This is a genomic window from Arthrobacter sp. zg.Y820 (assembly GCF_030125555.1).
Lineage (GTDB): Bacteria > Actinomycetota > Actinomycetes > Actinomycetales > Micrococcaceae > Arthrobacter_B.
The window spans coordinates 197,801-220,949 of sequence record NZ_JASKLX010000009.1 but is presented as its reverse complement, the minus strand read 5'-3'; the positions used below and the strand labels follow the sequence as shown (position 1 = coordinate 220,949).

The window sequence follows — 23,149 nt, the reverse complement described above, 5'->3', positions numbered from 1 at the left end:
CTGTGGCCCGAACCAAGGCGGGAATGCCGAAGACCGCAGTACCTCAACTTGCTGGAGCCCAGTACATTCTGCCGCTCAAATGGAGCGACGACGCTGGACTCGAATCCCTGTGTGCGTATCTGAACCAGCTGGTCCAGTGGATTCCGGTCCTCGTGGTGGACGGGTCGCCCGCCGCCCTGTTTGCTGCACATGAGCAGGCCTTTCCCTCCGCAGTGCGCCACTGCAGGCCCCGCAGCATGGGCTATGGCAACGGAAAGGTGGAGGGCGTGCTGACCGGCGTGCAGCTCAGCGCGCGCGAGTACCTCGTCCTTGCCGACGACGACGTGCGGTATACGCGAACCGGCTTGGAGCGGGCGGTGGCGCTGCTCGCCGACGCCGACGTCGTCCGCCCGCAAAACTACTTTCCGGCCCCGCTGCCCTGGCACGCCCGGTGGGACACGGCCAGAACCCTGATAAACCGGGCGTTCCGCTCGGACTACCCCGGAACGCTGGCGGTCCGGCGGTCAACGCTGCTGGACGCCGGCGGTTACAGCGGCGATGTGCTGTTCGAAAACCTTGAGCTGCTGCGGACCATCCGGGCGGCAGGAGGACGCGAAGTGCGGGCCGATGACCTCTTCGTGTCCCGGGTGCCGTGTTCGGTGCCGCATTTTCGCCGGCAGCGGGTGCGGCAGGCATATGACGATTTCGCCCAGCCCGCTCGCCTGGCCGCGGAAGCGGCTCTGCTGCCGGTGATTCTGCTGTCCCTGCGGCAGCCGGCACGGCTGGCCATGCTCGCTGCGGCCAGCATCCTCGTGGCTGAAGCAGGCCGCCGGCGTGCGGAGGGAACCCGGGTGTTCATGGCGGATGCCGCGTTCTGGGCACCGCTGTGGGTGCTCGAACGCGCGGTGGGCGTGTGGCTTGCGGCGGGATGGCGGATTCGGGGCGGCATTCCCTATGCGGGGATCCGGCTTCGGACGGCCGGGCATTCCGTGCGCCGGCTTCGCCGGGCCGGGACCGCCCACGTATCGATCTTCTCGGGGGAGGGCGTGGGGGAAGATGCGCGGAAACGGATGCGCGTTGTCACAGCCATTTGTTCCGCTTGAAGGTCAGGTAGAGGACGAAGCCCATAACCGCCATCGCCGCCACAGCCATCGGATAGCCCCAGGTCCAGCCCAATTCGGGCATGTCCTCGAAGTTCATCCCGTAAACGGTGCCCACCAGGGTGGGAGCAAAGAGGATGGCAGCCCACGAGGAGATGCGCTTGACCTGCTCGTTCTGCTCAATACTGGTTTCGGCCAGCCGGTTCGAGGCCAGCGTGGAGGCCAGATTCAGGGCATTCTCCAGCAGGGCCCGGTAGGCGTTGACCCGGTCAATCAGCCGCAGGATGTGGTCCAGGACGTCGCCGAGGTTGTCCTTGAGCTCTGCCGGAACCCCGTACTCTTCCGCGTGCCGCTGCAGGCTGCCCACCACGCCCTCCAGCGGAGAGAGCGCACGCTGGAACTGGATGACTTCGCGGGAGAGTTCGTAGATGCGGCGCGACACCTCGGCGTCGCCGCCAAAGAGCTGGTCCTCAATCTCATCGATGTCGTTTTCCAGCCCGGCCGCCACCGGCGCGTATTCATCCACGACCTGGTCCAGCACCGCATAAAGTACGGCGTGCGGGCCGAGGGCCAGCAGGTCCGGTTCCTGTTCCAGGCGCTTGCGGACCCGGCCCAGATCCGGAGATTCGGCGTGCCGGACGGTGACGACGAAGTTGGGGCCCACAAAAACGTGCAGCTCGCCGAACTCCACGCGTTCGACGTCGTCAAGGTAGCGTGCCGGCCGCAGGACCGCGAACAGCGTGTCGTCGTAGTGTTCCAGCTTGGCCCGCTGATGCCCGGCGAGGGCATCCTCAACGGTCAGCACGTTCAGGCCAAACTCCTCGGCGACGGCCAGGAGCTCGATGTCGTCCGGCCGGTACAGGCCAATCCACGCCATGCCGCCGGAGGACCGGGTCAGTTCGAAAGTCTCATCGAGGTTGTCGGGTGTGTGTTGCCGTTTGCCGTCCACATACACGCCGTTGTCGATCAAGGTCATGGACGTCCCCTAGCTGCTTGAACTGTGCACAGTGCCGCGGCTGTGGCGCGGCAGCTTCCATTATCCATCCCGTCCCCTTCTTCGGCGGACTGCCGGCGACCGCTCTCGCGACCTTTAGTGCTGAGCGCTGCCGGGCGGCACTCCGCGGACTTCTTCAGCCGGGTCCGGAACGGATGAAGCGGGAACGTAACCTGTTCCGCTGCCGAGGGTCCGCAGTGCGTTCAGGATCGCGGCCAGGTCGACCAGCTCCTGGGTCAGGGCCCCGGCAACGGCGGGGATGAACCCGAAGGCCGCGGTGAGCATCAGTCCGACGCTGAGCAGGATACCCAGCCAGATGCTCTCCAGCGCCACCCGCAGGGTCCTCCGTCCGATGTCGACGGCGTCGGCCACCTTGGAAATGTCGTCAGCGACAATCACGGCGTCAGCGGATTCTCCGGCCGCAGTGGATCCGCGGGCACCCATCGCAATGCCGACGTCGGCCGCTGCCAGCACCGGGGCGTCGTTCACGCCGTCGCCCACCATGATCGCCGGCCGGAGCGGCAGGGCGGCGACCAGACGCACCTTGTCCTCCGGCAGCAATTCCGCATGGACGGTCCGAATGCCCAGCGCGGCAGCGGTGCTTTCCGCCGAGGCCCGCCCGTCGCCGGTGAGCATCACCGGCTGCCCCAGCCCGAGCCGGGCCAGACGCTCCAGAGTGGCGCGGGCGTTGTCCCGCGGGGTGTCGCGCAGGGTCAGGGTGCCGGCGAAACGGCCGTCCACGCCGACGTAAACCAGAAGCTCTCCGGCGGCTCCGTGCCCGGCGGCAGCAAGGGAGCCCTGTCCAGCGGCAGGACCGGCTCCCGTCCCCGAAATTCCGCCCGCAACACCGCCGGGGAGCCCGCCGGGAAGCCCGTTCCGGACCGCTGCTGCCACGAAACGGCGCTTGCCGACCAGGACGGTGCGGCCCGCCACTTGTGCCTGCACTCCGTTGGTGGCGACCTCGGCGGCCGATGTTGCCGGGCTCAGGACCAGTCCCTTCTCGAGCGCCGCAGCCTGCACGGCGGCGGCGAGCACGTGGGAGGAATACTGCTCGGCCGAAGCGGCCAGCCGCAGCACCTCACCGGCGGTAAACGGAGGTTCGGGGGAAACCGCCACGAGGTGCGGCCGGCCGTAAGACAGGGTGCCGGTCTTATCGAAGGCAATGCTGCGGGCCCGGGCCAGCTGCTGCAGGGTGGCTCCGCCCTTGACGATGATGCCGTTGCGCGCCGAGCGGCTCATGCCGCCCAGGAAGGCAACGGGGGCGGCGATCAGCAGCGGGCAGGGAGTAGCCAGCACCAGGACCTCGGCGAAGCGCACCGGATCTCCGCTGAGGAGCCAGGCACCGCCGGCAATGAGCAGCGAAACCGCGGTAAACGGCACCGCGAACCGGTCGGCCAGGCGCACCACGGGAGCCTTCGACGCAGCGGCTTCGCGGACCAAGGCGACGATCCGCTGGTACTGGCTGTCCGCCGTCGTCGCCGTGGCCCGGATTCGAACCGCCTGCGGGCCGTTTACGGAACCGCTCATCACCGTCTCGCCGGCGGCGCGGGTGACCGGCAGCGATTCACCGGTCAGCGATGATTCGTCAAAGGCGGCCTCCGCACTGAGCAGAATGCCGTCCACGGGAACCAGCTCGGCCGGCTTGACCAGCAGCACGTCGCCGACAACGACGCTGGCAGCCGGGATGTCCCTCGGTGTTTCGCTGTCCGGCGGCAGCCGGTGGGCCGCCTGCGGCGCCCGTTCCAACAGTGCATCAAGTTCGCTGCGCGCCCGCCGCGCGGCAAAGTCCTCCAGCGCCTCACCGCCGGAGAGCATCAGGACAATGATCAGGGCGGCAGCGTATTCGCCCACCGCCACCGTGGCCAGGATGGCAAGCACGGCCAGGACATCCAGTCCCCAGTGGCCGCGGAGGAGGTCGCGGACCATTCGGGCGCCGGTCACGGCGGCAACCAGCAATGCATAGCCGGAGGCGAGCCGTGCGGCGGCTGTCGGCAGGCCGGTTCCCAGCAGTGCGAAGACGGCCAGCCCGACGACGATGGTCGCTGCCACCGCCGGATACCTCCGGATCACGGAGAGTCTCATGCTCTCGTTATAGGCCCGCCGGTGGGGCTTTTCCAGCAAGAGATACCTAACCTAACGGTTGCCGGCCCTGTTGCGCGGGATGCCTGGTCCGGGTTGCCGGCACTGTCGCCGCGAAAGGAGGGGAGGCGGTGCTGTCACGGCATGCGGCGGCGGCTCAACAGGCCGGACATCAGAAAGGCCAGGCCGATGGCCAGCGGCCACCACGTGTACAGGCTCAGCGTTTCGCCCAGGAAAGCGACGACGAGGATGCCCATCATGCAGGCGACGACCAGGACCATGCCCACGACGATCCGCATCCGCCCGCGGTGCGGCGAGGGCAGCGGCGGAAGCCAGGGAGGACGCTCGTCAGTCCAACTCATCTCGCAATTTTAGGTCGGCCGGGAGCAGATGGAACCGCTTGCCGCCGGTTTTTCTTGGGGCGGCAACGGGTCCGTCCTTCTGCCCTTTCCCGGCGGACCGGTGAATGAAAGGATGGCGGCCTATCCTTCCGCAGCAGGCGCCGAATGCGAACCTTGCCGAATGCAAACCTTGGAGTACGGACATGGAACAGAGCGACCTTCTCATCGACGCCTTCGGGCGTCTGCCCCAGGCCGTGCGCCGGGCGGTGCACGGGCTGGATGCCGCAGCGCTGAACCACCGGCCGTATCCGGCAGGCAACTCCATCTCCTGGCTGGTCTGGCATCTGGCCCGGAGCGAGGACGCGCAGGTCGCTCCGCTGGCGGGGCACGAACAGGCGTGGACGGCGGAGGACTGGTACGGCCGGGTCGGGCTGCCTCTGGCGGTGGACGACACCGGGTACGGGCATGATTCCGACCAGGTGGCTGCCGTTCAGGTGCCGTCGGCCGACGTGCTGCTCGCGTACTACGAGGCGGTGCACTCCCGCACCGCAGCCTTCGTCTCCGGCGTGACCGGCGGGGATCTGGACTCCGTGGTGGACACGGCCTGGGATCCGCCGGTCACTCTGGGCGTGCGGCTGGTCAGCATCCTGGGGGACGGGCTGGAACACGTGGGCCAGGCCGCCTATCTGCGCGGCATGATTCTGGCTTCCCGCGCGTAACCGGGCCGCCGTCGTCGTTCCGGCGGTTTACCGGGCCATCACGGCCAGCAGTTCCTCGCACATGGCGGCGCAGCGGCGGCAGGTTTCGGCGCAAATCCGGCAGTGCCCGTGTTCGGCGGCATGCTGGGCACACTCTTCGGCGCATTGGCGGCAGGCGGCTGCGCAGGCACGCAGCAGTGCCGTGGTGCTGCCGTCGTAGCCCGAATACCGGGTTCCGGTGCGGGCCACCACGGTCCCGGTGGCTGCGCAGATATCGGCGCAGTTCAGGTCCTTGCGGATGCATTCGACCATGTCGCCGAGCATGTCTTCGCTGAGGCAGGCATCGGCGCAGGCGGTACAGACCTGCACGCAGTCGAAGCAGGCGATGACGCAGGTGGAGACGGCCAGCAGATCTGTTCCCGCGCCGTCGGGCCGTTCACTGAGCACATCTTCGATGAGGGACATGGTGCTGCTCCTTTTTCGCTTCGCCTAACGGCACGGTCGGGGAGATGCAGTTGGGCTCAATGCCGGCCCGGGCGTTCAGGATAGCCGCGCCGCGAGACCGGAGGCAGAGGTCGGGCGCGGATCGGCGTCGATCAGTGCATGTTTGCTGCCGGCCGATTTGCGCCGGAGCCTGTGCCCGGGTCTAGAATCGGGGTTAGCTCTTCGGAGCCGTCCGGTCTCGTGCCGGGCTGGGGCTTTAGCTCAGTTGGTAGAGCGTTTCGTTCGCAATGAAAAGGTCAGGGGTTCGATTCCCCTAAGCTCCACAGACGCAAAGTCGAAAAGGCTGCCCCGCATGATGCGGGGCAGCCTTTTCGCATGTGCGGTGTCCGGCGACTTACAGAACCTTCGAAAGAAACGCCTTGGTCCGTTCGTGTCGAGGTGCTGTCAGGACCTGTTTCGGATCTCCGGACTCAATGACGACGCCGCCGTCCATGAAGACCAATGAATCCGCGACCTCACGCGCAAATCCCATCTCATGCGTCACAACGATCATGGTCATCCCGGTCGATGCGAGCTCCTTCATGACATCCAGGACTTCTCCGACGAGTTCTGGATCGAGGGCGCTGGTCGGCTCATCGAACAACATGAGTTTGGGTTCCATGGCGAGTGCCCTGGCGATGGCCACGCGTTGCTGCTGGCCGCCCGAGAGATGCGCCGGATAATAGTCGGCCTTGTCGCCAAGTCCGACGCGGGTCAGCAATTCCATGGCCTGGTTTGTTGCATCGGCCCGGGACCTGCGCTTCACGCGCATGGGTGCCAAAGCAACATTCTCAACGGCCGTGAGATGCGGGAAAAGGTTGAAACGCTGGAAGACCATGCCGATTTCCCGGCGTTGGAACGAGGCTTCCGCAGGTCGAAGCTCGTAGAGCTTGTCGCCTTTCTGTCGGTACCCGACGAGTGTTCCTTCTACGGTGAGCCGGCCTGCGTCAACCCGTTCAAGGTGGTTGATGCAGCGCAGGAAGGTGGATTTCCCGGAGCCGCTGGGCCCCACAATGCACAGGACCTCTCCCGTGTTCACGGTAAGGCTCATGCTGCGCAACACGGTGTTGGTGCCGTAGCTCTTGGACACGCGATCGGCGTGGACCATTGGGGTGCCGGTCATCCCTTGCCTCCTGTTCCCTTGCCGGTGGGCGTTTCGAGGATAGCGGCAGCCCTGGCGTCAGCCGGGCCTTCCGGAACCTGAGGATGAGTGGGGGAGGATCCCCGGTCCGCTGTTTTTTCTGCACGGCGTCCGCTCCCGCGGGAGTAACGCTTCTCAATAAAGTGCTGCCCCACCATCAGCACCGAGGTGAACAGGAGATACCAGATTGAAGCGACGATGAGCAGCGGGACTGGAGTGAAGGTCACCGCGGAAATGCCCCGCGACACCCCGTAGAGGTCAACACTGAGTGGGATCGCCGCGACAAGGGAGGTGGTCTTCAGCATCGAGATGACTTCGTTGCCCGTGGGCGGGATGATGACCTTCATCGCTTGAGGAATCACGACAAAGCGCATTGTTTGCCCCCAGGACAATGCCAGGGCGGTTGACGCTTCCTCCTGGCCTTCATCCACCGAGAGCAGACCTGCGCGCACAATCTCGGACATGTACGCCGCTTCGTTCAGCGCCAGCCCGATAACAGCCGTCACGAACAGGTTAGTGAAGACTCCGTTGTCAAAGGTGACCCAAGGATCCATGAAGGGAATGCCGATGGTGAACACCGGATAGATCAGGGCGACAATTCCCCAAAACACGAGCTGCACATAAACAGGCGTGCCGCGGAAGATCCACAGATAGAGCCAGGCAATATTCCTGACCACGGGGTTTGGGGAAAGGCGCATGATTGCCAGCACCAGGCCCAGCAGAATGGCTGCCGCCATCGAGTAAACGGTAAGTTGCAGGGTGGCCAGGGCTGCCTCGCTGATGCGTTTGTCGAAGAGGTATTTGCCGACCTCGGACCAGCCGTACTCCTCACGTTGAGCTGCATCGATGATGAACACGCCGAGCGCGATGACAAGTGCCACCGCGGCCAGGTTCCGCCACGGGTGGCGCAGCGGAATGGCCCGGATCGGCGCACCGTCCAGTTCTTGGGAGTCCGTGGACGCCTGCCTGCCCGTTCCTTCGCCGGGGGACCCCATCAGCTAGCCTTTCGCGGCGACGTTAAGGGCGGCGGTCTCGACCCCGCCGCTTTCAACGCCCCACTTGGACAGGACCTCGTTGTACGTCCCGTCATCGATGAGGGCCTGCAATGCCTCCTGGAGCACAGGGGTCAGTTCGGAGCCCTTTGCCATCGGAATGCCGTAAGGCGCGACCTCGGAAGGATCGCCGGCGGTCTGCAGCTTGCCGTCGCTCTTCGAAATGGCGTACAGCGTCACTGGAGAGTCAGCGCTCATGGCGTCGACCTGGCCGATGACCAGGGCGTTCGTTGCCTGGTCCTGGGTGTCGTACCGGAAAATCTCAATGGCTGGCTTCCCGGCGTCCGTGCAGGCCTTGGACTTGGCGGGAACCTCATGCGTGTCTTCGTATGTGGTTGTCTGAACCGCAACTTTGAGACCGCACGAGTTATTGGGGTCGACGTCCTTGCCCTGGGGGGAGGCCCACTGAATGCCGGCCGAGTAGTAGTTAATGAAATCGGCCTGCTTTTCACGCTCAACAGTGTCCGTGAAGGAGGACATGCCCATGTCATCCTTGCCGGCATTCACGGAGGGAATGATGTTGTCGAATGTGCCAATGTCGAAATTCACCGTCAGGCCAAGGGACTGGCCCAGGGCATTGGTGAGATCCACCGACCAGCCGGCCGGGTCTCCATTCGGGTCCTTGAACTCATTTGGCGGGTAGTTGTTTGCCATGCCGACGTTAAGTACCCCGGCCTCCCTGATCTTCGCCGGCAGTTTTGCTGCCAGTTCTTCATTCTTCTCGACGGTAATCGTCTCTGCTCCGCCGTCCGAGCCGCTCGTGGTCACGGCAGGCGCTTCGGCGGCGCTGTTGTCGACGCATCCGGTCAGCAGCAAGCCTGCGGCGAGTGCGGTTAGTGCGTATTTGGCACGCATAATTGGTCCTCAATTTGAATTGGACTGAATAATTCATGACGTGCGCGATCGGGCTATTTTGGGCTATGTGACAGGTCTGGAATTGATCCCGATCCTTAGAAAAGCGACTCTAGCCCACTTTTAAGATGTCACTGCCGCGTCGAATGCGGAATCCACATAAATTTTTGGTTCGCCGCCAACGCGGCATGATTCCCTGCAAGTACGGCGGGGCCGTCCCGGTTCTCAGCGTGTTGGCCGGCTGCCCGGCCGGCAAAAGCTCCGCCGTTCCGGAACTATTCGTCCTCGGTCCGGCGCATGCAGCTCCCGCGCCTAAACGGCCTTCACCACCGGCAGATCGGACCATTCCGTCGTGAAGCGCGGCGAGGCGAACTTCCGGGCCATGGTCCAGTCCGGTTTGGCCGAGGCCAGGCCGGCCAGCCCCAGCCCGATGCTGGCCGCGCCGTACTTGTCGGCGACCTGGGCCAGCAGCGGACCGATGTCGGGCTGTTCGGGGCCGGCGGCAAACAGGTCGAAAACGGGTTCCGCCCCGGCGGGGGACAGGCCGGTGAGCATGATGCCGGCCTTGGCATACGGTGCTCCCTCCACCACATGGGAGTCCATCGCCGTGATGGCCGCCCGGGTGAGGACCAGCGGATCCGCGGTGGGCCGCTCCAGCCGCACCGTCACCGAGGGTGCGGATGCCGCCGTCGTGTTGAACCGGGATGTCGCGGCAAACACCGTCATTACGGTGGCGAGCTGGCCCTCCTTCGCCAGCCGGATGGCTGCCTTCTGGGCGTAGAGGCTCATGACCTGGCGCATCGATTCGCGGGTGGTCACCGGCGTCGCGAAGCTGCGGGAAAAGAGCACCTGCTGCTTGTCGGCGGATTCCGTTTCCATCGGGATGCACGCGGTGCCGTTCAGTTCCAGCACGGTCCGCTGCAGCACGACCGAGAACTTTGCGCGGATCACGGCGGGATCGGCGTCGCGCAGGTCAGCGACCGTGTGAATCCCCAGTGCATTCAGCCGCGCACCGTTGCGCGACCCCACGCCCCACAGTCCGGTCACCGGCACCCGGGACATGATGGTGTCGACGACGGAGGGGCCCAGGGTGTCGAGGTTGCAGACTCCGCCCAGATGCGGATTCTGTTTGGCAATCCGGTTGGCGAATTTGGCCAGCGTCTTGGTGGCGCCGATTCCCACGCAGACCGGCAGGCCAATGTTCCGCGCGGCCGCGGCGCGGATGTCGGCGCCGCGGCTGCGCAGCTGCTCGTCGGTTCCGTGGAGGTGCAGGAAACACTCGTCGATGGAGTAGATTTCCTGTTCCGAGGAAAAGCGGGCCAGCAGCTGCATCACCCGCGAACTCAGGTCTCCGTACAGCTCATAGTTGCTCGAGCGCTGCACCAGGCCCAGCTTCGGGGCGGATTCGGCGAGCTTGAACCACGGATCCCCGGTCTTGATGCCCAGCGCCTTGGCCTCATCGGAGCGCGCCACCACGCAGCCGTCGTTGTTGGAGAGCACCACCACGGGAATGCCGGCCAGCTTCGGATCGAACACGCGCTCGCAGGAGACGTAAAAACTGTTCACGTCCACCAGGGCGAAACGCTGCTGCTCAGCCACGGGCGGCTTCCCGGTTGCTGGAGGCGGGAGGGGTCAGACGTGGTGCAGGCACCGGGTCACCACGCCCCAGACAGACAGCTCGGCCGGATCGGGTACGCGGATGTCAGTCGATCCCGGGCTGTCGGCGTGCAGGTAGATCCCCTGCCCGGTGAGCAGCAGGCGTCGGATGGTCAATTCACCGTTCAGGACGGCGACGACGACGGACCCGTCCTTGGGCGTCAGCGACCGGTCCACGATGATCTCGTCTCCGTCGCTGATGCCGGCCCCGTCCATGGCATCGCCGGAGACCCGCATGATGAACGTGGAGGTGGCATCGCGGATCAGATGCCGGTTCAGGTCGATGCCGGCGTCGTAATAGTCCTGCGCGGGGGAGGCGAACCCGGCGGGAAGCGTTGATGAACGGTTGGCCGGAGCCGCGTCGTTGCCTCCGGAGCGCGGGGAAGGGTTCGAGGAAAAAACCGCCATGCCGCATCCTCCCAAGAATCGACTTTTCTAGAACACACTTTCGAGTGCTCTCAGGTTAGCACCGCCCCGCCGGCGCCGTCACTGCCTGGCCAGGTCCGGTCGCCGAGGCCGATGAGGTCCAGGAAGTGGCCGTGGGCCTCACTCGCGCCGGCCCGGTCGCCTGTCAGCAGCAGGTCAAACAGCAGGCCGTTGACCACGGCAAGGGCCAGCCGGGCCTGCATGCGGGCGGTACCGGGGTCGTAGCCCACGCGAACCAAACTGTCTTCCATGGCGTCAAGCCAGGGGGCCACCAGGGTTTGCCTCAGAATGCGGGCATGCGGCTCGCCCTGCATGGCATGGGATGCAAGCTCGAATACCAGCGGGCCGTAGGTCAATGTTTCATCAACCATGCGGTTCCAAAAAAGTGCGGTCATCTCGCGCGGGGAGGCGGCAGGGTCCGAGTCGACGCGGAAAAGGCTGGCGTACGCCTCCCGTTGCCGGCGCTCGACGGCTGCCACCACCTCGGTCAGCAGCCCTTCGCGGGAGCCGAAGTGATAGTTGAGCATGCGATGGCTGGTGCCAATGTTTGCGGCGAGGCTGCGCAGGCTCTGGTTGTGCACTCCATTCGCCGCAAAATACGCCAACGCGGCCTGCAGCAACTGCTCCCGGCCGGAGCCGGCCTCACGCCCGGCCATGCGGATCCGCGCTGCTCTGCGCCGCAGCGCGGCGCCAGTCCTCTCCGATGCCGCGCAGCAGGGGTGGATAGACGAGCAGGTGCCGGAAGGGAGTAATCCCCGCCATGTACATTCGGCCCAGGAGGCCGTTGGGCTTCACCAGTACGGCCATTTGGCCGTGGTAGCCGCCGGCCTCGTCAGGCACCCACCTCAGGTGCAGCACCCCGTGCACCGTGCGGTTGGCCATTTCGGCAGCAGCTTCTCGCTCCAGGAGGAAAACCGGAGAGAACGGGAGGGTGGGAAAGGCCGGACCGGGCGGGGCTTCGCGCAGATCGGATGGCAGCCGCTCGCGCAATGACTGGACCCGGCTGCCGATCCCGGCCCCGGCGCCGTCCCAGCCGAACAGTGCGCCCAGCTTCCATCGAATGGGGAAAAGCAGGCGGGCGATGCGGGAGGGGTTGTCGGCGGTATCTCCGGCGGCGAACAGATGGACCAGTTTGGGGAAGTCCCCGGCGCCGCCGGGGGTGGGCAGGTCCCAGACTCCGTAAAGGCGGAAATCAGGAGCGACCTCATGGATTCGCCAGGGGCCGTCTGCCGGTGGATGTTCCGTGGATGGGTGTGCCATGGTCAGGTCTCCTTGCGGAGGAAATCGGGAGAGAAGATGGAGGAAAAAATGAGATGTGCATCACAAGGAATCGATGTACCATATGGTACATCGATTCGCTTCAGGTGCCCATGGTCTTCGTCTTGAGGACCGTCAACCGCCTTCCGGGCAGCCGGCCTGCCCAGTCAACAGCACTCCCAGCAACGCCTCATCGCACCGGAGTTCCTCATGACCCAGCTCGCCATCGAAACCGCCAATCTGGTCAAGACCTTCGGCTCAACCCGCGCCCTGGACGGCTTCTCGCTCGCCGTCGAGCCCGGGCAGGTGGCCGGCTTCCTCGGGCCAAACGGCGCCGGAAAGTCCACAGCCATCCGCGTCCTCCTCGGCGTCCTGCGCGCGGACGCCGGAACCGCCCGAGTCCTGGGACTCGATCCCTGGGCTGACGCCGTCGCCATCCACCGGCGCATCGCGTATGTTCCGGGGGATACCAGCCTCTGGCCGAACCTGACCGGCGGTGAAGCGATCGACATCTTCACCCGCCTGCACAGCGGCCGCAACGGCAGCGAGCAGGGCGCCCGGCGTAGCCGGGGTTCCCGACGCCGCACCGAACTGCTCGAGCGCTTCGAACTGGATCCCACCAAGAAGGCGCGGACCTATTCCAAGGGCAACCGGCAAAAGGTTGCCCTGGTGGCTGCGCTCGCCTCCGACGCCGACCTCTACCTCCTCGACGAACCCACCTCCGGACTGGATCCGCTGATGGAAGCGGTGTTCACCGATGAGGTCCGCAGCCTGCGGGAGGACGGCCGCACGGTGCTGCTCTCCAGCCACATCCTCGGCGAGGTGGAGAAGCTGTGCGACACAGTGACCATCATCCGCGCCGGACGCGACGTCGAAACGGGCACCATGGGGCAGCTGCGCCACCTGACCCGTTCCGCGGTGACCGCGACGACGACGGCGGATCCCGCCGCCCTCTCCGCCGCCGCCGGAGTGCACAACCTCAGCGTTGACGACGGTTACCTGCGGTTCGACGTCGACAACGCCCGCGTCAACGACATCCTGCTGCTGCTCGCCGACGCAGGCGTCGAGAACCTGACCATTACCCCGCCGTCGCTGGAAGAGTTGTTCCTGCGCCACTACGGCGAGACAGCCACGGAAGAGGCAGTCCGATGAGCACCGCAGCCGCGGTTTCCCGCCCCGCCGCCGTCGAGCGGCGATCCTCAGCCCCGTGGGCCGCCACCGGCGGGCTGCTGCGGCTGAACCTGCGTCTGGACCGGATCCGCATCCTGGTCTGGACCCTGGCGGTCGGACTCGCGGTGGCCGGGTCCATGGCCAGCTTCGAAGTCACCTACAACACGCCGGAAGCGCTGCAGGCGCGGGCGGGCCTGATGGCCAACCCCGCGGCGGTCATGATGACCGGGCCGGCTTTTGGGCTGGAGAACTACACGTTCGGTGCCATGGTCGCCAACGAGCTCTCGCTGTATCTTTTCCTGGCCGCGGCGATCATGAGCATCCTCCTGGTGGTCCGGCACACCCGCGCCGAGGAGGAATCCGGGCGGATGGAGATGCTGCGCGCGCTGCCCGTGGGCCGGTTCGCGCCGGCTGCCGCAGCGGTGCTCACGGTTGCCGTCGCCAATGCGGCTGTCGGTGCCGCAACAATAGCTGCCCTTGCGGGGTCGGGCCTGGAAATGGCCAGTTCGGTGGCCCTCGGCGTCGGGACGGCACTCACCGGCCTGGTCTTCGCCGGCGTGGCGGCGGTGTCCGCCCAGCTGACGGAACACGCCCGCAGCGCAACCGGAACCGCGATGGCCGTCCTGGCGGCCGCCTTCCTGATCCGCGGCATCGGCGACGTAATCAACAACCAGGGCTCGTGGCTGTCCTGGTTCTCCCCGCTTGCGTGGGCCCAGCAGGCCCGCTTCTATGTGGACCTGCGCTGGGAACCGCTGGCGCTGGCCGCCGTGGCGACCGTGCTGCTTCTGGCCCTGGCCGTGTATCTGGCCCAGCGGCGGGATCTGGGGGCCGGGCTTCGCCAGCCGCACCCCGGGCCCGCGGCCGCCCCCCGCACACTGCTCTCGCCGGCGGGCCTTGCGAGCCGGCTGCTGCGCGGTTCCTTTGCGGCCTGGGCAGCTGGCGTCTTCCTCTTCGCAGCCGCGTCTGGTGCCCTGGCCAACTCGCTGGAGGACGCATTCGCCGATGTTCCGGAGCTGGGGAACCTGATCGCCGTCGATCTGGCGGACGTGACCACCAGCTTCGCCTCCGCCCTCCTCTCCTTTCTCATGGTCGCGCCGCTGATCTTCAGCGTTTCCGGCGTCCTGCGGCTGCGCGGCGAGGAAGATGCGGGCCGCGTCGAGCAGCTGCTGGTCACCGGCAGCTCACGGCCGGGGCTGCTCATCCGCTGGCTGGGTGTGGTGGCCGTGCAGACGATCCTGCTCACCGCGGTGGGCGGGTTCGGCACCGGAATGGGCGTCTGGGCGGGAACCGGCGACGCCGGCTGGGCCGGCAAGCTCACGCTCGCTGCGCTCGCCTATTTGCCGGCCGTCGCGCTGGCCGCAGCCATCGCCGTCGCGCTGTATGGCCTGGCCCCCAAAATCTTGCCCCTGGCCTGGGCGCCGGTGGTGTGGGCCGCCGTCGTGCTGTATCTGGGTTCGCTGCTCGGCCTCCCCGATTGGGCCACCGACCTTTCACCGCTTGCCCACGTCCCGCTGGTTCCGAGTGCTGAATTGGTGGCTGAACCGCTGGTCCTGATGGGTCTGTTCGCCGCCGTTTTGGCGGTCGCCGGTCTGGTCGGGTTCCGCCGCCGGGATGTCGGGGCTTCTTGATGTCCGGAGCGGCGTAGGGCTGCTCCGGAGGAAGACGGCGCCACCCTAGCCGTGGAGTGGGGCAGCCCCCTACGCTGAAGGCGGCGGTTGACCCGCCGTCCTCCACGCGGACCAGGAGTTCCTGATGAAGCAGACACCAATTCGTACCGTAATCAGTCCCGGTCGTTATGTGCAGGGTGCCGGCGCTATTCACCGCCTGGGCGAGTTCCTGGCACAGATCGGCAAGACTCCGCTCATGGTGGCGGACGACGTCGTCTGGGGTTTCGTGGGCCACGATGTCACCACCTCGCTGCAGACCCATGAGCTGCCGCTGACCCGCGAAGTTTTTAACGGAACCCCCACCGCTGCCGAGATCGACAGGTTAACCGGCGCCATTCGGGCTGCTGGCGCCGACGTGGTGGTGGGAGTCGGTGGCGGCAGCACCATCGACGCGTGCAAGGCAGCCGGAGATGCGGCAGGCATCCGCTGGGCGTCGGTGCCCACCGTGGCTTCCACTGATGCGCCGACGTCGGCCCTCGCCGTCATCTACACCGCCGATGGAGCCTTTGAGGAGTATCGATTCTTTTCGCGGAACCCGGACCTGGTGCTGGTGGACTCGCAGATTGTCGCCAATGCACCGGCGTCGTTCCTGGCCTACGGCGTAGGAGACGCGCTGGCGACCTGGCTCGAAGCGCGCGCCACCGCTGCCTCCAACTCGCTGACCATGGCCGGGGGCCTGCCCACCCAGACCGGCACAGCGCTGGCCCGGCTGAGTTGGGACGTTCTTTGGGAGTTCGCACTCCCGGCACTTGATGCCGCGCGGGACCATGTGGTGACTCCGGCGCTGGAGAAGGTTATTGAGGCCAATACGCTGCTTTCCGGCCTCGGCTTCGAATCCGGCGGATTGGCGGCGGCGCACGCCATTCACAACGGGCTGACCGCAGCACCGCAAACGCACGGGTTGGCGCACGGGCAGAAGGTGAACATCGGCTCGCTGACCCAGCTGGTGCTTGAGGGTGCACCGACCGCGGAAGTCCGAGATTTTGTGGAATTCACCACGCGGGTCGGTTTGCCGAACACGCTGACCGAAGTGGGGCTGTCAGTCGAGGACGCCCGCGAACTCGATCTGGTGGCGGAGGCGTCCACGGTGCCGGGGGAGACCATGAAGTCCATGCCATTCGATGTCGGACCCGCCGATGTGGTGGCCGCCCTGAAATCCATCGAGCGGTTTTCCCGGCGGGTCCGCCGCGAAGCAGGGCTACCCGAACCAGTGCCGTACAAGGCGGACTGAACCGGCAGCTAGGGCTGCTCCGCAGGCGCCGACGCAGGGGCTGCAGGAGCCCCCGGCTCGCCGGATCCCCCGGAATCTTCCATCTGGAGAATCATTCCCGATACCAGGATCCCGATCGCCAAGACCACCAGCAGCAGCACCCCGCTGATGATCGTTACCACCAGGGCGCTGCGCGGGCGCGGCCGGCGCCGGACCAGGGCAACGACCGCCAGCACGAAGGCCAGGCCCGCCAGCGGGAAAAACAGGGGCGGCAGGAAGACCGAGAGCACCAGGGCGACCAGTGCCACAATGCCCGACGGCGTCCCCAGCCAAGAGCTGTCTGCTGCCCGTTCCGGTGTGGGCGGGTCGGCCGGTGGGTCCGGCTGGACGCGTTCGGGTGCTGGACCAGTGCCGGATTTGGTGTTCATGGGTTTTTCCTTAGATGCGACAGATATACGAGAGGTGCGACGGATACGACGCTTGGAGACGCTCGGGGCTGGCTGGATTATGCCGGAGTTCAGCTTTCGAGGTCCTCGCCCTGCGGTTCGAAACCCTGCCGCTTGCCGTGCATCCAGAGCACGATATCCAGTTGCCGCAGTTCCGAAATAGGTTCGGTGATACCGGACTTGGCCCGAATTTCAGCCAACCGTTCGGTCAGCACACCGTCAGCATAGGACGTGTGCCAGTAGAGCCACTGGTCCTTGGGCCCGGGCAGCGCGGTCACCCGGCGGATGATGGAATCATAAACCGGGATCAGCCGCGGCCGTTTCCGAGCCATGATCTTGCTGGTGGTGCTCGGTCCCACGCCCCAGCCCGCGTCGTCGTGCTTTCCGCGGAGCAGGTTCCACAGCTGCCGGGCGGCACTCTCGGCACCCAGATCCCGCTGCGGGTCCGCGTAGGGAAGGTCCACATCCGCTGGGATCTGCGCCAGGAGATCGGAGATCTCCTCCGCCCGGGTCTCCAAAACGGCTATGGCTGTCCGCGGTGGAATCTTCACCGACCGAAAGGAGGCAGCCACTAGGTCGTCGGCGGTAATCCGGTTCACCGTTTCGGGGGCATCACCGCCGCCGGCCCAGGAATCAAACCGGGAACTACTGCGGACCAAACCGGTGCGCGGCATAATTTCGGTGAAGAAATCCCGCAGATTCTGCGCTGCCGTATCAACGGTGATTTCGCCCGTCGAAATAACGCGTTTCATGGTTCCCCCGTCGATGGGTTGGAAAGTCCTAAAAACAGGTGCTGCTTCCACACCCTACTGTCGTTCTATAGAGTCCCACCATGCCCATTACCTTCAGTCCCATGGCGAATTCCAAACGGGACACCGACGAGCTGGTTCGGTTCCTGACCACCAACCGGTTTCCGTTCCATGTGCTGCCCGAGCATTCGGAGGAATCAGCCCGTGAGGCCGTGGCCAGCGGGCGTTTCTGGTCAGGGGAATCCCACGGCTACTGGATCGACGACGACGGCGCGCGGATTGGGCTGGTCGTCCTGGACGACCTCGACGAGGACACCCCCATGTTTGATTTACGCCTGGCCGAGGCGTTCCGCGGCAAAGGCCTGGGGCCAAAGGTGCTTGCCGCGCTGTGCACCAAGGTGTTTGAGCAGTTTCCGGAACCGGTGCGGTTTGAGGGCCAGACGCGGGAGGACAACATCGCCATGCGCAAGACCTTCCTCCGTGCAGGTTTCCTCAAGGAAGCGCACTACCGTCTCGGCTGGCCCACCGCTGAGGGTCCCCGCGTTGCATCGGTGGCCTATGCGATTCTGCGCCAGGATTGGGAAAGCAAGGACACCACAGGGTTCGAATGGCATGACCTCCCGGCCTGAACCGGACTTCTCCGTAGACTCTGAACAAATAACCGGCCGCCGGCCGAGAATTTCGGGGGAATTTTGACTGCGAGTACGGAAACGGCCATCTCGGTCCGTGGACTGACAAAGAAATACGGCGCCACCACGGCCGTCGACGACCTTTCCTTCGAGGTGCAGGCCGGCAGCGTGTTTGCCTTCCTGGGCACCAACGGAGCCGGCAAGTCCACCACCATTTCCTGCCTGACGACAGTGAATCCGTTCAACGCGGGAGAAGTGTCGGTGAGCGGGCATGACGTCCGCACCGACGGTGGGGAGGTTCGAAAAGACATCGGCGTCGTTTTTCAGGACTCCGTGCTGGACCCCCTGCTCACCGGGCGGGAGAACCTGCGCTCCCGGGCCCGCTTCTACTCCGCGGACAACGCCGCCAATGACGCCCGGATCGCGGAGCTGAGCGCGCTCATCGACCTCGAGGACTTCGTGGACCGCCGCTACGGCACCTATTCCGGCGGGCAGCGCCGCCGCGTGGACATTGCCCGCGCGCTGCTGCATTCGCCGTCGATCCTGTTCCTGGACGAACCCACCGCCGGACTGGATCCGGCCAGCCGGGCCCTCGTCTGGTCCACCATCCGCGAACTGCGGGACCGGCACGGGCTCACCGTCTTCCTCACCACGCACTATATGGAGGAAACCGAGGAAGCGGACCGGGTGTGCATCATCGACCGCGGCCGGATCATCGCCGACGGCACTCCGGCCCAGCTGCGCGCCCTGCACAGCAGCTCGGTCCTGAGCATCACCACGGACAACCGCCCGGCGCTGCTGGCGCTGGCAGCGGCAGAAGGCGCCCGCATCCGCGAGGAGGACGACGGCGGCGTGGTGCAGCTGGAGGTCGATGACGCCGCCACCGCCCGGCGGATCCTGGACCGGCACGGCGACGACGTCCTGGACTTTGAATTCCGGCACGGCACCATGGACGACGTCTTCCTGGCGCTGACCGGACGCAAAGGAGTAAATACATGAGCGTCGTACTCACCCTGATGAGCCGGAACCTGCGGCTGTTCTTCCGTGACCGGCTGGGCGTGTTCTTCTCCCTGCTTTCGGCTCTGATCCTGTTCCTGCTCTACGCCCTGTTCTTGGGCAACGGGCAGGTGGAGGACCTGCAGCAGTCCTTTCCCGGGGCCACGGAAGGGGAGGTCAAGGGATTCGTGGACAGCTGGATGTTCGCGGGCATCGTCGGCATCACCTCCATCACCTCCGGTCTGGGTGCGATGAACGTGTTTGTGGAGGACTCGGCGTCGGGCCGGTTCCGCGATTTCCTCGTCTCGCCGATCCGCCGCGACAAACTGATCATTGGCTACCTGCTCTCCGCCGGCGTCATTGCGCTGCTCATGACCACCACAGTGCTCATCATCAGCCTGGCCTACCTGTATCTGGTGGACGGCGTCAGCTTCGACGCCGGACAGATCGCCACGATTTATGGCTTCGTGGCGCTCAGCTGTGTGGCGTTCGCATCGCTGAGCGCACTGGCGGTGTCCTTTGTCCGCACCCCCGGGGCCTACTCGGCGCTGTCCACGATTGCTGGTACGGTCCTCGGCTTCGTGGCCGGCGCTTACATTCCCGTCGGCGCGATGCCCAACGGGGTGCAGACGGTGATCAACGCGCTGCCCTTCATGCAGGGATCGGTGCCCATCCGCCAGGAGATGACGGCCGAATCCCTCAACGCCATGGCCGGCGGGCAGCAGGAAGCCGTGACCGAGCTGCAGGAAATCTACGGCATCACCGCCTCGGTGGGGGACTGGGCCGTCACCAACACCTACGTGGTGCTCATCCTCGCCGTCATGACCGTTGTGTTCACCGTCTTGGCATCCCTGCGGATCCGCAGCCGGATCGCCTGAGCGCCGGGGGCCCCGCAGCTACACCCGCGGGTCGATGGCGAGCATGCCCATGCTCACGGCGTCCACCCAGGCCCCGTCCCAGCGCAGGGCGTGGCGCTGCCGGCCCTCGACGGTGAAGCCCGCCTTCTCGTAGGCGCGCTGCGCCCTCGGATTGAACGCAAACACCTCCAGCGCCACCCGGTGCAGGCCCAGGTCATCAAAGGCGTGCCCGACGACGGCGCGGGTCGCCTCCGTGCCGTACCCCTGCCCCAGCACGTCGGCGGGCGACAGGACAATCCGGAACCCGACGGATGCGTTGTCCGGATCCAGGTCGTTCAGCACCACTTCGCCCAGATACTGCTCCTTCTGATCCTGATCCTGATCTGTCGGGCGCCGGATGACGGCCCAGTCGGCGCGGTCGTGCCGCCCCGCCAGTCCGGCCAGCCAGCTCCGGATCTGGTCCGGCGTGAATTCCGCATGGGTGCCGGTCAGGCGCATGGCCTCCGGATCCTGCAGGGCCGCCCAGGCGCCGTCGAAGTGCTCCGGCCCCAGCGGCTCCAGGCGCAGCCGCTCGGTGGTCAGGGTGGCCTGGTGGGCAAAGAGGTTTCCGGGAATCACCTCGCCAGCCTAGCGCTGCTGATCCGGCGGGCTGATCCGATACACCGGGTGCCCGGGCTCGGGGCATGAGGCGGGACGGCAAGGAGCGCTAACGCCCGGCTGCAACCTCGAAAATTATCTCGAGGCCGTCTTCTTCGTCCCACTGCGAGCCGTTCTCCTGAAATCCGTACTGCAGGATGAGGTTTCGGGACGCTTCGTTGTCCGGACTGATCGTGGCCCGCACAGTGCAGACCGACGGCTCGCGCGCCGCCCGGCCCAGGAGCAGCTCCAGCGCGGCACGGGCATAGCCGCGGCGGCGGAGGACGGGGTCCACTGAGTAGCCCAGTTCCACCATGCCGGCGGAATCCGGAGGCCCGTGGAAGCCGGCGCAACCGACGGCCTGCCCGGTGGCGCTGTCGACAATCGCCCCGGTAACCCAGCCGGCGTCGTCGGGCGCCGTGGCCAGCTGGAGGCTGCGGATTTTCCACACCGCCTGCCGGTCGGACGAAAAATGCCGGGTCAGCGGCACAGGCGAGTGTCGGTTGGCGGTCGCCAGGTCTCCGTCGGCCAGCGCATCGATGGCGGTCAGCGGCAGCTGCACCAGTTCGACGGCGGGGCGCTGCTGCCCGGGAGCGTCAGCCAACGGACGCTCAGCCACGAAAGACGGAGCCGATCTGTTCCAAGGCGCCCGGAACCAGGGAGAAGTATGCCCAGACGCCGCGCTTTTCGCGGTGCAGGATGCCGGCGTCGACCAGGATTTTCAGATGGTGCGACACCGTGGGCTGACCCAGGTTCACCGGTTCGGTCAGGTCGCAGACGCAGGCCTCGCGGTTCTCCCGGGCGGCGATCAGGGAGACCAGCCGGAGCCGGGTGGGATCGGCCAGAGCCTTGAGCAGCCGGGCCAAGCGGGCAGCCTCGTCGCCGCCCAGGGCGCCGCTGGTCAGCGGAGTGCAGCAGGCGCCGGCCACGCCGTCGCAGGCTGCGGCGTCCGGTTCCCGGGTATCCGCAGGGGCCTCCGGGGCGACCTCCGGCACTGGTGCTGACAAGGGCTTGGCCAGGGGAAGGGTAGTCACCCGTCCATTATGCACTCACATTGACACTCGTCGATATGTCCGGGGATACTCATATCGACCATCATCAATGTTTGGGTTACCGCCCGGCCGCCGGTGTCTCCTCCGGGCGGCGTTCATCCTAGGAGTTCCGTGAGCACAGTTTCAACCCGGGAGGGGACGCAGCAAACCGTTGCCCGCCTGTCCACTCTGGACCGGTTCCTGCCCCTGTGGATCCTGGGAGCCATGGCGCTCGGCCTGGTGGTGGGGCGTTTTGTGCCGGACATCGGTCCGGCGCTGGACGCACTGAAGATCGCCAACGTCTCGCTGCCCATCGCGCTCGGCCTGCTGGTGATGATGTACCCGGTGCTCGCCAAGGTCCGGTACAGCCAGACCGGGTCGGTGCTGCAGGACAAAAAGCTCATGGTCACGTCCCTGGTGCTGAACTGGGTGGCCGCACCGGCCTTCATGTTCGCGCTGGCCTGGATCTTCCTGCCGGACCTGCCCGAATACCGGACCGGGCTGATCATTGTCGGTCTGGCCCGCTGCATCGCCATGGTGCTGATCTGGAACGACCTTGCCTGCGGAGACCGCGAAGCCGCCGCCGTGCTGGTGGCCATCAACTCGGTGTTCCAGGTGTTCGCCTTCGGCGCGCTCGGCTGGTTCTACCTCCAGCTGCTGCCGTCCTGGCTGGGCCTGGAAACCACCAGCGCCGGGTTCTCCTTCTGGGCGATCACCGGCTCGGTGCTGATCTTCCTGGGAATTCCGCTGGTGGCCGGCTACTTCAGCCGCACCCTCGGTGAACGGGCCAAGGGCAGGGACTGGTACGAAGGAACCTTCCTGCCGAAAATCGGACCGTTTGCCCTGTACGGGCTGCTGTTCACCATCACCGTCCTGTTCGCGATGCAGGGCGGCACCGTGACCGAAAAGCCGCTCGACGTCGTGCGCATCGCGCTGCCGCTGCTGGTGTATTTTCTGGTGGTGTTCGGCGCCGGCATGCTGCTTGGCCGGATCCTGAAGCTCGGTTACGCCCGCACCGTCACCCTGGCCTTCACCGCTGCCGGCAACAACTTCGAACTGGCCATTGCCGTGGCGATCGGCACCTATGGCGTGGCGTCGGGGCAGGCGCTGGCCGGCGTCGTCGGGCCCCTGATCGAGGTTCCCGTCCTCGTGGCGCTGGTCTATGCCGCGCTGTGGGCCCGCCGCTTCTTCACGGCCGGCTCCTTTCCTCCGGAAGCCGGCACGCTCACACTGGAAACCACCACCGATAAGGCGAAATCATGACCTCCGCAGCACCCTCAGTCCTGTTTGTCTGCATCCACAACGCCGGCCGCTCACAGATGGCCGCCGCGTATCTGACCGCCCTGTCCGGCGGCCGGGTCGAGGTCCGGTCCGCTGGCTCCGCCCCCGCCGACGCCGTGAATCCGGCCGCCGTGGCCGCCATGCGCGAGGACGGCATCGACATGTCGGCGGAAATCCCCAAGATCCTCACCGTTGACGCAGTCCGGGAATCCGACGTCGTCATCACCATGGGGTGCGGCGACACCTGCCCCATCTTCCCGGGAAAGCGCTACGAGGACTGGGCGCTGGCTGATCCTGCCGGGCAGGGCGTGGAGGCCGTCCGCCCCATCCGCGACGACATCAAGGCCCGGGTCCGGGCACTGCTCGCCGAGCTGCTTCCGGAGCCTTCCCGGTCGTAGAATCCGTCCGCCCGCCTAAGG

General features: G+C 66.2%; 26 protein-coding genes and 1 tRNA gene. 11 read left to right on the top strand and 16 right to left on the bottom strand.

Annotated elements, in window-relative coordinates; all coding sequences use genetic code 11:
• Nucleotides 1-2: 2 nt before the first annotated feature.
• Nucleotides 3-1,082, top strand: coding sequence for a glycosyltransferase family 2 protein (locus tag QNN99_RS09975; RefSeq protein WP_331461781.1), 1,080 nt, complete (start codon nt 3-5; stop codon nt 1,080-1,082).
• Here the strand turns inward: QNN99_RS09975 and corA are convergent.
• The 3 genes from corA to QNN99_RS09960 all read right to left on the bottom strand — a co-directional run bounded on the left by corA (nt 1,060) and on the right by QNN99_RS09960 (nt 4,514).
• The gene (corA, locus tag QNN99_RS09970; RefSeq protein WP_229966299.1) at nt 1,060-2,055 is read right to left on the bottom strand and encodes a magnesium/cobalt transporter CorA; all 996 of its coding nucleotides are present in this window, start codon (nt 2,053-2,055) and stop codon (nt 1,060-1,062) included. The two genes, QNN99_RS09975 and corA, sit on opposite strands and share 23 nt — an antisense overlap.
• 114 nt (nt 2,056-2,169) lie before the next feature.
• Nucleotides 2,170-4,155, bottom strand: a complete 1,986-nt coding sequence (locus QNN99_RS09965) for a heavy metal translocating P-type ATPase (RefSeq protein WP_229966298.1) — start codon at nt 4,153-4,155, stop codon at nt 2,170-2,172.
• Between the two features lie 134 nt (nt 4,156-4,289).
• Nucleotides 4,290-4,514: a hypothetical protein gene (locus QNN99_RS09960; protein WP_229966297.1), complete on the bottom strand. Its 225-nt coding sequence runs from the start codon at nt 4,512-4,514 to the stop codon at nt 4,290-4,292.
• Between the two features lie 182 nt (nt 4,515-4,696).
• Between QNN99_RS09960 and QNN99_RS09955 the strand changes: the two genes are divergently transcribed.
• Nucleotides 4,697-5,212, top strand: coding sequence for a mycothiol transferase (locus tag QNN99_RS09955; protein ID WP_229966296.1), 516 nt, complete (start codon nt 4,697-4,699; stop codon nt 5,210-5,212).
• 27 nt (nt 5,213-5,239) lie between these two features.
• Here the strand turns inward: QNN99_RS09955 and QNN99_RS09950 are convergent, their stop codons facing one another.
• On the bottom strand, nt 5,240-5,656 hold the full coding sequence (locus tag QNN99_RS09950) for a four-helix bundle copper-binding protein (RefSeq protein WP_229966295.1): 417 nt from the start codon (nt 5,654-5,656) through the stop codon (nt 5,240-5,242).
• A gap of 229 nt (nt 5,657-5,885) precedes the next feature.
• Between QNN99_RS09950 and QNN99_RS09945 the strand changes: the two genes are divergently transcribed.
• Nucleotides 5,886-5,958: transfer RNA gene (locus QNN99_RS09945), tRNA-Ala, on the top strand.
• A 71-nt stretch (nt 5,959-6,029) separates the two neighbouring features.
• Here the strand turns inward: QNN99_RS09945 and QNN99_RS09940 are convergent.
• From QNN99_RS09940 to QNN99_RS09910, 7 genes are all read right to left on the bottom strand, one after another.
• On the bottom strand, nt 6,030-6,797 hold the full coding sequence (locus QNN99_RS09940) for an amino acid ABC transporter ATP-binding protein (RefSeq protein ID WP_269439194.1): 768 nt from the start codon (nt 6,795-6,797) through the stop codon (nt 6,030-6,032).
• The gene (locus QNN99_RS09935; RefSeq protein WP_284015823.1) at nt 6,794-7,696 is read right to left on the bottom strand and encodes an amino acid ABC transporter permease; all 903 of its coding nucleotides are present in this window, start codon (nt 7,694-7,696) and stop codon (nt 6,794-6,796) included. The genes QNN99_RS09940 and QNN99_RS09935 overlap by 4 nt, the downstream gene beginning before the upstream one ends.
• Nucleotides 7,697-7,813: 117 nt before the next feature.
• Complete coding sequence (locus tag QNN99_RS09930; RefSeq protein WP_229966293.1) at nt 7,814-8,722, bottom strand: ABC transporter substrate-binding protein; 909 nt, start codon at nt 8,720-8,722, stop codon at nt 7,814-7,816.
• Between the two features lie 309 nt (nt 8,723-9,031).
• The gene (locus tag QNN99_RS09925) at nt 9,032-10,318 is read right to left on the bottom strand and encodes a Y-family DNA polymerase (RefSeq protein WP_229966292.1); all 1,287 of its coding nucleotides are present in this window, start codon (nt 10,316-10,318) and stop codon (nt 9,032-9,034) included.
• Between the two features lie 33 nt (nt 10,319-10,351).
• The gene (locus QNN99_RS09920; protein ID WP_229966291.1) at nt 10,352-10,783 is read right to left on the bottom strand and encodes a LexA family protein; all 432 of its coding nucleotides are present in this window, start codon (nt 10,781-10,783) and stop codon (nt 10,352-10,354) included.
• Nucleotides 10,784-10,833: 50 nt separating this feature from the next.
• The gene (locus QNN99_RS09915; protein ID WP_229966290.1) at nt 10,834-11,457 is read right to left on the bottom strand and encodes a TetR/AcrR family transcriptional regulator; all 624 of its coding nucleotides are present in this window, start codon (nt 11,455-11,457) and stop codon (nt 10,834-10,836) included.
• Entirely contained in the window at nt 11,444-12,061 is a 618-nt protein-coding gene (locus tag QNN99_RS09910) for a DUF2867 domain-containing protein (RefSeq protein WP_229966289.1), read from the bottom strand. The genes QNN99_RS09915 and QNN99_RS09910 overlap by 14 nt, the downstream gene beginning before the upstream one ends.
• A gap of 207 nt (nt 12,062-12,268) precedes the next feature.
• Between QNN99_RS09910 and QNN99_RS09905 the strand changes: the two genes are divergently transcribed.
• The 3 genes from QNN99_RS09905 (at nt 12,269) to QNN99_RS09895 (ending at nt 16,126) form a co-directional block, all read left to right on the top strand.
• Nucleotides 12,269-13,210, top strand: a complete 942-nt coding sequence (locus QNN99_RS09905) for an ABC transporter ATP-binding protein (RefSeq protein WP_229966288.1) — start codon at nt 12,269-12,271, stop codon at nt 13,208-13,210.
• A complete protein-coding gene (locus tag QNN99_RS09900) occupies nt 13,207-14,856 on the top strand; it encodes an ABC transporter permease (RefSeq protein WP_229966287.1) in 1,650 nt (549 codons plus the stop codon). Before QNN99_RS09905 ends, QNN99_RS09900 begins: the two co-directional genes overlap by 4 nt.
• 124 nt (nt 14,857-14,980) lie before the next feature.
• Entirely contained in the window at nt 14,981-16,126 is a 1,146-nt protein-coding gene (locus QNN99_RS09895; RefSeq protein WP_229966286.1) for a glycerol dehydrogenase, read from the top strand.
• A gap of 8 nt (nt 16,127-16,134) precedes the next feature.
• Here QNN99_RS09895 and QNN99_RS09890 read toward each other — a convergent pair whose 3' ends face one another.
• Nucleotides 16,135-16,533 carry a hypothetical protein gene (locus QNN99_RS09890; protein ID WP_229966285.1) on the bottom strand — a complete coding sequence of 133 codons (399 nt, stop codon included), beginning with the start codon at nt 16,531-16,533 and terminating at the stop codon, nt 16,135-16,137.
• An 89-nt stretch (nt 16,534-16,622) separates the two neighbouring features.
• A complete protein-coding gene (locus tag QNN99_RS09885) occupies nt 16,623-17,303 on the bottom strand; it encodes a DUF6308 family protein (protein ID WP_229966284.1) in 681 nt (226 codons plus the stop codon).
• Nucleotides 17,304-17,383: 80 nt separating this feature from the next.
• Here QNN99_RS09885 and QNN99_RS09880 point away from each other — a divergent pair, with 80 nt between their 5' ends.
• The 3 genes from QNN99_RS09880 (at nt 17,384) to QNN99_RS09870 (ending at nt 19,803) form a co-directional block, all read left to right on the top strand.
• Entirely contained in the window at nt 17,384-17,929 is a 546-nt protein-coding gene (locus tag QNN99_RS09880) for a GNAT family N-acetyltransferase (RefSeq protein WP_229966283.1), read from the top strand.
• 63 nt (nt 17,930-17,992) lie between these two features.
• The gene (locus QNN99_RS09875) at nt 17,993-18,928 is read left to right on the top strand and encodes an ABC transporter ATP-binding protein (RefSeq protein ID WP_229966282.1); all 936 of its coding nucleotides are present in this window, start codon (nt 17,993-17,995) and stop codon (nt 18,926-18,928) included.
• Nucleotides 18,925-19,803: an ABC transporter permease gene (locus QNN99_RS09870; RefSeq protein ID WP_229966281.1), complete on the top strand. Its 879-nt coding sequence runs from the start codon at nt 18,925-18,927 to the stop codon at nt 19,801-19,803. Before QNN99_RS09875 ends, QNN99_RS09870 begins: the two co-directional genes overlap by 4 nt.
• Before the next feature lie 18 nt (nt 19,804-19,821).
• On the opposite strand, the gene QNN99_RS09865 is transcribed toward QNN99_RS09870, so the two are convergent.
• The 3 genes from QNN99_RS09865 to QNN99_RS09855 form a co-directional block, all read right to left on the bottom strand.
• Nucleotides 19,822-20,400: a GNAT family N-acetyltransferase gene (locus QNN99_RS09865; RefSeq protein ID WP_229966280.1), complete on the bottom strand. Its 579-nt coding sequence runs from the start codon at nt 20,398-20,400 to the stop codon at nt 19,822-19,824.
• Nucleotides 20,401-20,488: 88 nt separating this feature from the next.
• A complete protein-coding gene (locus QNN99_RS09860; protein WP_229966279.1) occupies nt 20,489-21,037 on the bottom strand; it encodes a GNAT family N-acetyltransferase in 549 nt (182 codons plus the stop codon).
• The gene (locus QNN99_RS09855) at nt 21,030-21,347 is read right to left on the bottom strand and encodes an ArsR/SmtB family transcription factor (RefSeq protein WP_442860521.1); all 318 of its coding nucleotides are present in this window, start codon (nt 21,345-21,347) and stop codon (nt 21,030-21,032) included. The genes QNN99_RS09860 and QNN99_RS09855 overlap by 8 nt, the downstream gene beginning before the upstream one ends.
• Nucleotides 21,348-21,581: 234 nt before the next feature.
• On the opposite strand from QNN99_RS09855, the gene arsB reads away from it, so the two are divergent.
• Together arsB and QNN99_RS09845 are read left to right on the top strand one after the other, a co-directional pair.
• Nucleotides 21,582-22,712: an ACR3 family arsenite efflux transporter gene (gene arsB / locus QNN99_RS09850; RefSeq protein WP_284015822.1), complete on the top strand. Its 1,131-nt coding sequence runs from the start codon at nt 21,582-21,584 to the stop codon at nt 22,710-22,712.
• Nucleotides 22,709-23,128: an arsenate reductase ArsC gene (locus tag QNN99_RS09845; RefSeq protein WP_229966278.1), complete on the top strand. Its 420-nt coding sequence runs from the start codon at nt 22,709-22,711 to the stop codon at nt 23,126-23,128. The genes arsB and QNN99_RS09845 overlap by 4 nt, the downstream gene beginning before the upstream one ends.
• Nucleotides 23,129-23,149 lie beyond the last annotated feature (21 nt).